This window comes from Brevibacterium gallinarum, from assembly GCF_014836885.1.
GTDB lineage: Bacteria > Actinomycetota > Actinomycetes > Actinomycetales > Brevibacteriaceae > Brevibacterium > Brevibacterium gallinarum.
The window spans coordinates 60,349-68,951 of sequence record NZ_JACSPY010000013.1 but is presented as its reverse complement, the minus strand read 5'-3'; the positions used below and the strand labels follow the sequence as shown (position 1 = coordinate 68,951).

General features: G+C 69.3%; 7 protein-coding genes. 6 read left to right on the top strand and 1 reads right to left on the bottom strand.

Annotated elements, in window-relative coordinates; all coding sequences use genetic code 11:
• Nucleotides 1-139 precede the first annotated feature (139 nt).
• On the bottom strand, nt 140-2,224 hold the full coding sequence (locus H9634_RS11845) for a choice-of-anchor I family protein (protein WP_191726839.1): 2,085 nt from the start codon (nt 2,222-2,224) through the stop codon (nt 140-142).
• Nucleotides 2,225-2,383: 159 nt separating this feature from the next.
• Here H9634_RS11845 and H9634_RS11840 point away from each other — a divergent pair, with 159 nt between their 5' ends.
• The 6 genes from H9634_RS11840 (at nt 2,384) to recN (ending at nt 8,585) form a co-directional block, all read left to right on the top strand.
• The gene (locus H9634_RS11840) at nt 2,384-3,943 is read left to right on the top strand and encodes a hypothetical protein (protein ID WP_191726838.1); all 1,560 of its coding nucleotides are present in this window, start codon (nt 2,384-2,386) and stop codon (nt 3,941-3,943) included.
• A gap of 42 nt (nt 3,944-3,985) precedes the next feature.
• Nucleotides 3,986-4,849 carry an HAD-IIA family hydrolase gene (locus H9634_RS11835; RefSeq protein ID WP_191726837.1) on the top strand — a complete coding sequence of 288 codons (864 nt, stop codon included), beginning with the start codon at nt 3,986-3,988 and terminating at the stop codon, nt 4,847-4,849.
• Nucleotides 4,846-5,040, top strand: a complete 195-nt coding sequence (locus H9634_RS11830; RefSeq protein ID WP_191726836.1) for a hypothetical protein — start codon at nt 4,846-4,848, stop codon at nt 5,038-5,040. The genes H9634_RS11835 and H9634_RS11830 overlap by 4 nt, the downstream gene beginning before the upstream one ends.
• Nucleotides 5,037-5,822, top strand: a complete 786-nt coding sequence (locus H9634_RS11825; protein WP_191726834.1) for a TlyA family RNA methyltransferase — start codon at nt 5,037-5,039, stop codon at nt 5,820-5,822. Before H9634_RS11830 ends, H9634_RS11825 begins: the two co-directional genes overlap by 4 nt.
• A gap of 79 nt (nt 5,823-5,901) precedes the next feature.
• Nucleotides 5,902-6,879 (top strand): NAD kinase, encoded by a 978-nt coding sequence (locus H9634_RS11820; protein ID WP_191726850.1) that lies wholly within the window; start codon nt 5,902-5,904, stop codon nt 6,877-6,879.
• The gene (recN, locus tag H9634_RS11815) at nt 6,876-8,585 is read left to right on the top strand and encodes a DNA repair protein RecN (RefSeq protein ID WP_191726833.1); all 1,710 of its coding nucleotides are present in this window, start codon (nt 6,876-6,878) and stop codon (nt 8,583-8,585) included. The genes H9634_RS11820 and recN overlap by 4 nt, the downstream gene beginning before the upstream one ends.
• Nucleotides 8,586-8,603: the final 18 nt, after the last annotated feature.

Below are 8,603 nucleotides of genomic sequence, written 5' to 3'. Positions count from 1 at the left end.
GTCGTTACCCACCTCGATACCGGGGGTCTTCTCTGACCTCAAATCCCGTTCACAACCTCCCGAGGAACTACACCTAGCAACGAGACAGACGAATCGGGCCCGCATCGAAGCGATGCGGACCCGATACCGGCTTCAATGATCAGCTGCTGCGGCGGCGTGCCATCCACACGGCGGCTGCACCGGCTGCTGCCAGCAGGGCACCGAGGCCAGCCAGCGCGCCGATCTGAGCGCCGGTGCGCGGCAGCCTGCCCTGGTCGTCATCACCGGGCTGATCGCTCGGTGTCGGCGACGGCTCGGCCGACGGACCGCCGGTCGGATCATCCGTGGGCGCACCGGTCGGATCGGCCGTGGGCACCGCGGTGGGACCGTTCGTCGGTTCACCCGTCGGATCATTCGTAGGCGCACCGGTCGGGTCGCCTGTCGGGTCGGCAGTCGGCTGCTCAGTCGGGTCGTCTCCGACGAGACTGGAGTCGACGGCGTAGAACGTCGTCGAGCCGGTCACCTCGTTGCCGACGATGAGCATGCCGGCGTTGCCGGCCTCACCGGCAGCCGCAGCGTCGTGTGCCGTGAGGTCTGCTGAGGGGACGAAGACGATGCCCTCCGGACCGGAGTCCCCGGCCTCGGCGACATTGTCCTCAGGCTGGACGGCGAAGTTGCGGTTGTTGACGTAGGTGACGTACTCCGAGGCCGCCGGGTCGGTGATGTCGTAGACGAAGATCCCGCCGATGCGCTCCATGCCGATGAACGCATAGGTCTTCTCACCGACCTGACCGACCTCGATCGCCTCCGGCTCGGGGCCTTTGTCATCGGAGCGGTTGTCGAAGTTCGACTCGGAGTTATTGGAGTTGAAGTTCTTCGGCAGCACGTCTGCGGTGATGCGCTCGAAATCGTCGGCGGAGTCGAAGACCTGCGTGCCGTCGGTGTCGAAGATCGAGAACGAGCGTCCGCCGACTCCGTAGATCGTCTCGTAGCAGCTTCCCTCGGCATTCAGCCCGTCAGCCTTGGTGATCGTCAGGCGGCCGAGGTTCTCCTCCTTCTGCAGGTCCTCCACCGTCATCGGCGAGCCGTCCGGGTTCGTCATCCCTTCGACGACCGAATCGCAGATCGGAGCCAGGCCCTTCGTCTCACTGCCGAGATCCTTGACCCGGACCTCCTCCGAGTAGGCCTCCCAGTCGCGGGTGTCGCCCTCATTGGCTGTCAGCAGGTAATCGCGTCCGCCGATCTCGATTGAGCGGATCGTATCCGGCTGCAGGAACGACTGCACCGGCCAGTTCGCCCGGTTGATCCCGTCATCCTTGTTCGAGACATCGAAGGGGACCTGCGAGACATCCTGGGTGCCCAGCGGCATGAGCCTTTCCGTCGTCGCCGAGGCGAGATCGACGACTGCGATCGCATTGGCCTCCTGCAGGGTGACGTACGCCTTGCCGCCGATGACGGTGCTGTACTCGGGTTCGAGGTTCTCCGACACCGGGTACTCCGGGGTGCCGGTGCCGGCATCCTCCCGGCCGCCGAAGACGCGCACACCCTCGGGCAGGGCATCGCCTTCGAAGGCCCGGAAATCTGCGGTCCTGACATCCTCCTGGCGGGGTGCCGCAACCGCCTCGGGCAGGGAGATCACGCTGACCGTGCCCTCGGGGTCGACCGAGTAGTCCTCTGCCGGTTCGCCCTCATTGGCGATGACCGCATGATCGCCGTCGTCATCGAAGACGACCGAGTCCGGCAGGGCGCCGGCGCGCACGGCACCCAGCGGCTTCGGCTCATCACCGGAGAGATCGAAGAACCCGACCCAGCCGTCATCGGTCTTCGTCGGCGCCTCCAGTGCAACGGCGGCCAGCCCGTCAGCACGCACCGCCACCGAGTTCGCCACCGCACCAGCCGGCACCGCGGCCCCGTCAGCCGAGCTCATGCCCGCTGTCGTCAGCTCGGTCACCGCACGAGGGTCTGCGGGGTCAGCGGAGTCGAGGACCTGTACGGTGCCGGCTTCGGCGTTGACGACGAGCGTCTGCTGCTTGGCCGCATAGTGGGCGACGATCTCGGCGGCGCCTGCGTCGAAGATGTCAGTGCGGTGCGATCCGAGCACGGAGAGCTCCACCTCGGCGCCGGGTGCCGCATGCGAGGTGAAGTAGTCGGGGTTGGCGGCCGTGGCCGGCAGGAGGCCGCTGGGAGCCAGGGCGGTGAGGCTGGCGAGGCTGAGCGCGGTCAGCCCGGAGATGAAGCGAGGCATGCAGGTTCTCCAGTTGAGAGCAGATGGGCAGGTAACGACACTAGAAGCCCAGGTGGTCGCTGAATTGAGATGAAGATGACGCGGGCGTGAATTCTCTCCCGCCCGCGCCGGGGCGGTAGACTGGCCGGGCATCTCACCGACAGCCACATAGGGAGCACAGTGTCGAAGTCTGACGACGAATCTCAGGACCGCCCGCACCGCGACGACGGTGGGCATCAGCGTCCCCGCGGCGGTGGCAGGCACCACCAGAAGCCCCGCTCGCAGCGTGGTGATCGTGGCTTCGGCGACCGCGGCCGAGGTGGCAAGGACTTCCGGCGTGACGATCGGCGCGATGATCGGCGTCGCGACGACCGCCGCGATGGGGCCCGGCGGGATGACCGCCGTGAGGGGTTCCGTCGGGATGACCGCGGCCGAGGTGGCAAGGACTTCCGGCGCGATGATCGGCGCCGCAATGACCGCCGTGGCGGCGAAGGGTTCCGCCGAGACGATCGCCGGCGTGACGACCGTCGGGACGATCGCCGGGGCGGTAGGGACTTCCGCCGGGACGACAAGCGTCGCGATGACCGCAAGCGCGATGATCGGGAGCGCGGCGGAACCCGCCGCGAACGCCGGCACGAGCCGGCCATCCCCGAGGGCATCACCGGCAAGGAGCTGCACTCCGAGGCCCGCCGGCAGCTGCGGCCGCTGGAGAAGACGAACGCCGAGGTCGTCGCCAAGCACCTCGTCGCCGCCGGCCAGCTCGTCGACGTGGCACCCGAAGTCGCCTATGAGCACGCCCAGGCCGCCCTCGGCCGCGCCGCCCGCATCGGTGCCGTCCGCGAGGCCGTCGGGATCGTCGCCTACCAGTTGGAGAACTACGGTGAGGCATTGCGCGAGCTGCGCACCCACCGCCGCATCACCGGCTCGAACGACAACGCCGCACTCATGGCCGACTGCGAACGCGGCCGTGGCAATCCCGCCAAGGCCATCGAAGTGGCTAAGGAGTTCGAGGAAGCCGAGCTCGACCCGGCGGTGCGCATCGAGCTGCTCATCGTCAGAGCCGGCGCCCACAGCGACCTCGGCGACAATGAGAAGGCCAAGGCCGTCCTCAGCAGCGCCGGCTTCACCGGTCATCCAGCCGGAGCGACCGTCAGGCTGCTGTCAGCATACGCCGATCTGCTGCGTGTCGACGGCGAGACCGAACTGGCCGACAAGTACGAGCAGCTGGCCCGCAGGACAGCGAAGATGAAGAACGTCATGTACGGCGACGAGGAGCCAGATCCCAACGCCGACGTCGAGATCATGACCATCGACGAGCTGCCCGATGAGGACACCGGCGACAGCGTCGGCACAGCAGACGACACCGCGACCGAAGCACCGGCTGGCGAACCCGCCGCAGCACCCTCTGACGACGAGCCGGCTGATACCCAGCAGCCGAAAGACCCCGCGACCGCCGACGACGCAGGTGAAGCGCCTGCAGAGCCTGCCATCGCCTCGGGCGCGGACTCGGGCTCGGGCGCGGAGGCGGGCACGGACGCGGGCACCGAGGAGACAGAGCAGACCGGGAAGGCCACCGCGCCGGCCGAGGACCCGGCGCCGGAGCCTGCCGCGCCGATGTCGTTCGAAGACGAGATCGAAGCCGAACTCGAGGAGATCCTCGTCGACGCCGGCATCGAACCCGACGCCGGCACCCAGACACCCGATGACGACGAGCCGCCGCAGGAGGAGACCCTCTTCTGAGGTCCTGAACACCAGCCGGCACTCACACCAGGAGGCACGCGAATGAACCCAGGCGCACCCACCACCACCGGTGAGCCGCTGCTGGCCGCAGCCGCCCACCTCGGCGACGTCGACGGGGTCCTGTTCGACCTCGACGGGGTGATCTACGCCGGCCCCGAGGTGGTGCCCGGGGCGCATGAGACGCTCACCCGGCTGGCCGAGGCGGGGATCCCATACGGATTCGTGACGAACAACGGCTCGCGCAGCGCAGCCGACATCGCCGCCCAGATCCGCTCCTACGGCCTGCCGGCCGAGGCCGACCAGGTGACGACCTCAGCCCAGGTCGCCGCGCGTGCCCTGGCCGCCGAGTTCCCAGCCGCGTCACCGATCCTGGCGATCGGCTCACCGGCACTGGCCGAATGCCTGCGAGCCAACGGGCTCAACCCGACCGATCCGGACTCCTCCGAGGTTCCAGTGGCCGTCGTGCAGGGCTTTCACCGCGAACTCAACTGGTATGACCTCGCCGCCGCCTGCGAAGCGATCCGCGCAGGCGCCGCCTACTGGGCGACCAACCGCGATATCAGCATGCCCACCGACCGCGGCCCGATGCCGGGCAACGGCTCCTTCGTGCGCATCGTCGAGACCATCACCGGCGTCACCCCGACAGTCACCGGCAAACCCTCAGCACTCATGATCTCCTCGTCAGCCGCCGCGATCGGGGTGCGCCGGCCGCTCATGATCGGCGACCGGCTCGACACCGACATCGCCGGCGGCAAGGCAGCCGGCTACCCGACAGCACTCGTGCTCACCGGCATCCACCAGGTCGACGACGTCGACGCAGCCGAGGCCGCCGCCCGGCCCGACCTCATCCTCTCCCGCCTGCCCGAACTCTTCAGCCCCGCTACCGACCCCCAGGAGAGCCGATGAGCGAAGCTACCGCCTCGGGCCCGGCCGCCAGCCCTGCCGCAGCAGCCAGCCCTGCCGCAGCAGCCGGTGCGCTGGAGACCGCCAGCTGGCAGGAAGCCCTCGACGCCCTCGACCAGGCCGACGACGCCACCGCCCTTGACCAGGCCGGGCGCCTGCTCGAGGAGATGGAACGCGGCCTGTCCTCCCTATGACCGAACCCTTGCAGCGCATCGACGCAGCACTCGTGGCGCGCGGGCTGGCGATGAGCCGCAACCGCGCCGCCCGCCAGATCGCCGCCGGCCACGTCCTCATCAACGGCCGGCCCGCCCAGAAGCCCTCCCAGAAGGTCGCCGCCGCAGACGTCATCGACGTCTCCGACGACGACCCGTGGGTCGCCCGCAGCGCCCACAAACTCCTCGGCGCGCTGAGCGACTTCGGCCTTGAGGACCTGCCCGCTGGCGCCGTGTGCCTCGATGCCGGTGCGTCGACCGGCGGGTTCACCCAGGTGCTGCTCGCAGCCGGAGCCGCGCACGTCTATGCCGTCGACGTCGGCCACGACCAGCTGGCCGCACAGCTGCGCGACGATGACCGCGTGACGAACATGGAGGGCACCAACCTCAGGCACCTGACCCGCGACCAGCTGCCCGGCCTGCCGGCAGACTCGCAGGGTGTCGACCTCATCGTCGCCGATGTGTCCTTCATCTCCCTGACGCTGCTCATCGAACCGCTGCTTGACCTCACACGGCCCGGCGGCACCCTGCTGCTCATGGTCAAACCGCAGTTCGAACGCGGCCGCCGCGCCGTGAATAAACACGGCGTCGTCACCGACCCAGCCGAACGGCAGGGCGCCATCGACAGCGTCGCCGATGCCGCCACCGCCGCCGGAGCGCACGTCCACGGGTGGGTCGAAACCCGACTGCCGGGACCCAGCGGCAACCGCGAGTTCTTCATCCACATCACCCAAGCAGATTCCCAGGCTTGTACAGTTGACTGAGATCAGCGCGCCAGCCGGCATCAGCTCAGGTCCCGGCGCGCGTGCGGAGACAGTCGAGACGACGAGGAAGGGGAGATACGTGGATCGCAGCATCGTCGTCGTACTCCACCCGCAGCGAGCCGACTCGCGCGAAGCCGCCCTGCGTGTATGCCAGACGCTGCACTCCGACGGCATCCTGCCGGTCATGCTCGCCTCCGACTACGAGATGCTCATCAGCCACATCGGCAGCCTCGACACCCCCGTCCGGGTCTGCGACGACCACGCCATCGACACCCTCGAACGCGACTGCGAACTCGTCATGGTCCTCGGCGGCGACGGCACGATCCTGCGTGCGGCCGAAAGGTTCCGCCACCTCACCGTCCCGCTGCTCGGCGTCAACCTCGGCCACGTCGGATTCCTGGCTGAAAGCGAACGCGAGAACCTCGACGCCGCCGTCCACCGGGCCGTCAGCCGCGACTACGACGTCGACGAGCGCATGGCACTCGACGTGCGCGTCATCGCCGACGGCCGGGTCATCCACCGCACCTGGGCCCTGAACGAGGTGACGATCGAAAAGAGCGAAGACACCCGCATGATCGACGTGATCCTCGGTGTCGACTCCCGTCCGGTGTCCTCCTTCGGCTGCGACGGCGTCATCCTCGCCACGCCGACCGGCTCGACCGCCTACGCCTTCTCCGCCGGCGGGCCGATCGTCTGGCCGGACGTCGAAGCGCTGCTCATGCTGCCGATCTCCGCCCACGCACTGTTCACCAAGCCACTCGTCGTCAGCCCCGACTCCCACCTCGGCGTCGAATTCCGGCCCTCCCAGCCGGGCATGCACGCCGGTCTGTGGTGCGACGGCCGCCACGAGATCGAACTGCCGGCAGGTGCGCGCATCGAAGCCCGCCGCTCGAAGACCCCCGTCGCGCTCGCGCGCCTGTCGACCCGCCGGTTCGCCGACCGGCTGGTCGCGAAGTTCCAGCTGCCGGTCACCGGATGGCGCGGACCCAGCCAGACCGCTGACACGAACGCCGTGCCGGTCGTCAGCGTCGAGGAGCAGCAGCGAGGAGATCGATGATCTCGAGTCTGCGCATCGAGAACCTCGGCGTCATCTCCGCAGCCGACATCGACCTCGGCGCCGGCCTGACCGTCGTGACCGGTGAGACCGGTGCCGGCAAGACGATGTTCGTCACCGCCCTCGACATGCTCACCGGTGCGCGCGCCGAACCCCGCGTCGTGCGGGCAGGGGCTGCGAAGGCGATCGTCGAAGGCATCTTCGACTTGAGCGACCAGCCAGCCGGAGCACGCCGGCAGCTCACCGCCCGCATCGGCGAAGCCGGGGGAGAGGCCGACGAGGAGGCGATCCTCACCCGCAGCATCCCCGCCGACGGACGCGCCCGGGCCACTGCCGGCGGGCGCACCGTGCCGCTTGCCGTGCTCAAGGACCTCGGCGACGCACTCGTCTCGATGCACGGCCAGTCCGAGCAGATCACCCTGCGCTCGGCGGCCAAGCAGCGGGCACTGCTCGACCGCTACGGCGGGACCGCGCTCGCCGACGCGCTCACCAGCTACCAGCAGGCCTACCATCGCTGGCAGGAGCTTGAAGCCGAAGCCGCCCGGCTGCGCGAGACCGCCTCCGAGCGCGCCGCCCGCATCGCCTACCTCACCGAAAGCCTCGAGACGATCGACGCGGTCCGCCCGGTCGAAGGCGAGGACGAGGAGCTCAAAGCGCTCGCCGCCCGCCTCGGCGCCGCCGAGGACCTCAAGACCGCCGTCGGCACCGCCCACGACGCGCTGGCCGGCAGCGACTGGCAGGAGACCCACAACGCACTCGACGCCGTCGAGCAGGCGATCGCCGAGGTCACCCGGGCTGCGCGCACCGACACCAGCTTGGAGACCCAGGTCGAGGCACTGACCGATGTGCGCATCCGGCTGACCGACACTGCCACCGAACTGTCGGCCTACGTCGCCTCCTTCACCGACCTCGAAGGCCAGTCCCTGGAGGAGACCGAGGCGCGCCGGGCCGCACTGGGCTCCCTGTCGGCCTTCGGCGCCGACGTCAGTGAGGTGCTCGCCTTCGAAACCCAGGCCGGGGCTGAGCTGCTGGAGCTGCAGAACGCCGAGAGCTCCTCAGCGGGAATGGACGATGCCGTGGCAGCCGCCGCCGAGGCGGTCGCCGAGACCGGACAGCGGCTGCGTCAGCTGCGCGAACAGGCGGCTGAGGAGTTCGCGGCCGCTGTCTCCGCTGAGCTGTCAGCACTGTCGATGCCGCGGGCGAGGATCGTCTTCGACATCGCCGAGGCCGCCCCGCACAGCCTCGGCACCGATGCGGTGGCGATGCTCTTCAGCGCCCACGACGCCGCCGCCCCCGGGGAGATCGGCAAGCTCGCCTCCGGCGGTGAGCTCTCCCGCGTGATGCTCGCCATCGAAGTCGTCAAAGCCGCCAAGGACACCTTCCCCACTTTCGTCTTCGACGAGGTCGACGCCGGCGTCGGCGGCAAAGCCGCCATCGAGATCGGCCGCCGGCTCGCCCGCCTGGCCGCCCACTCCCAGGTCATCGTCGTCACCCACCTCGCCCAGGTCGCCGCGTGGGCCGACACCCACATCACCGTCGTCAAGGACGATCAGACCGGCGGCGCCGTCTCCGGCGTCACCGCCCTCGACCGCGCCGGACGCGAAGAGGAGCTGGCCCGGATGCTCGGCGGGATGGCAGATTCCGGATCAGCTCGTGCCCACGCCGTCGAACTCATGGACACCGCAGCCGAGGCGAAGGCGCAGTTCTGACATGCCGCATGCGACAAT

Excerpts from the sequence above, each read along its gene's own strand:
- H9634_RS11835 (WP_191726837.1), top strand. The coding sequence starts at position 3,986 with ATGAACCCAGGCGCACCCACCACCACCGGTGAGCCGCTGCTGGCCGCA.
- H9634_RS11845 (WP_191726839.1), bottom strand. The coding sequence starts at position 2,224 with ATGCCTCGCTTCATCTCCGGGCTGACCGCGCTCAGCCTCGCCAGCCTC.
- H9634_RS11825 (WP_191726834.1), top strand. The coding sequence starts at position 5,037 with ATGACCGAACCCTTGCAGCGCATCGACGCAGCACTCGTGGCGCGCGGG.
- recN (WP_191726833.1), top strand. The coding sequence starts at position 6,876 with ATGATCTCGAGTCTGCGCATCGAGAACCTCGGCGTCATCTCCGCAGCC.
- H9634_RS11830 (WP_191726836.1), top strand. The coding sequence starts at position 4,846 with ATGAGCGAAGCTACCGCCTCGGGCCCGGCCGCCAGCCCTGCCGCAGCA.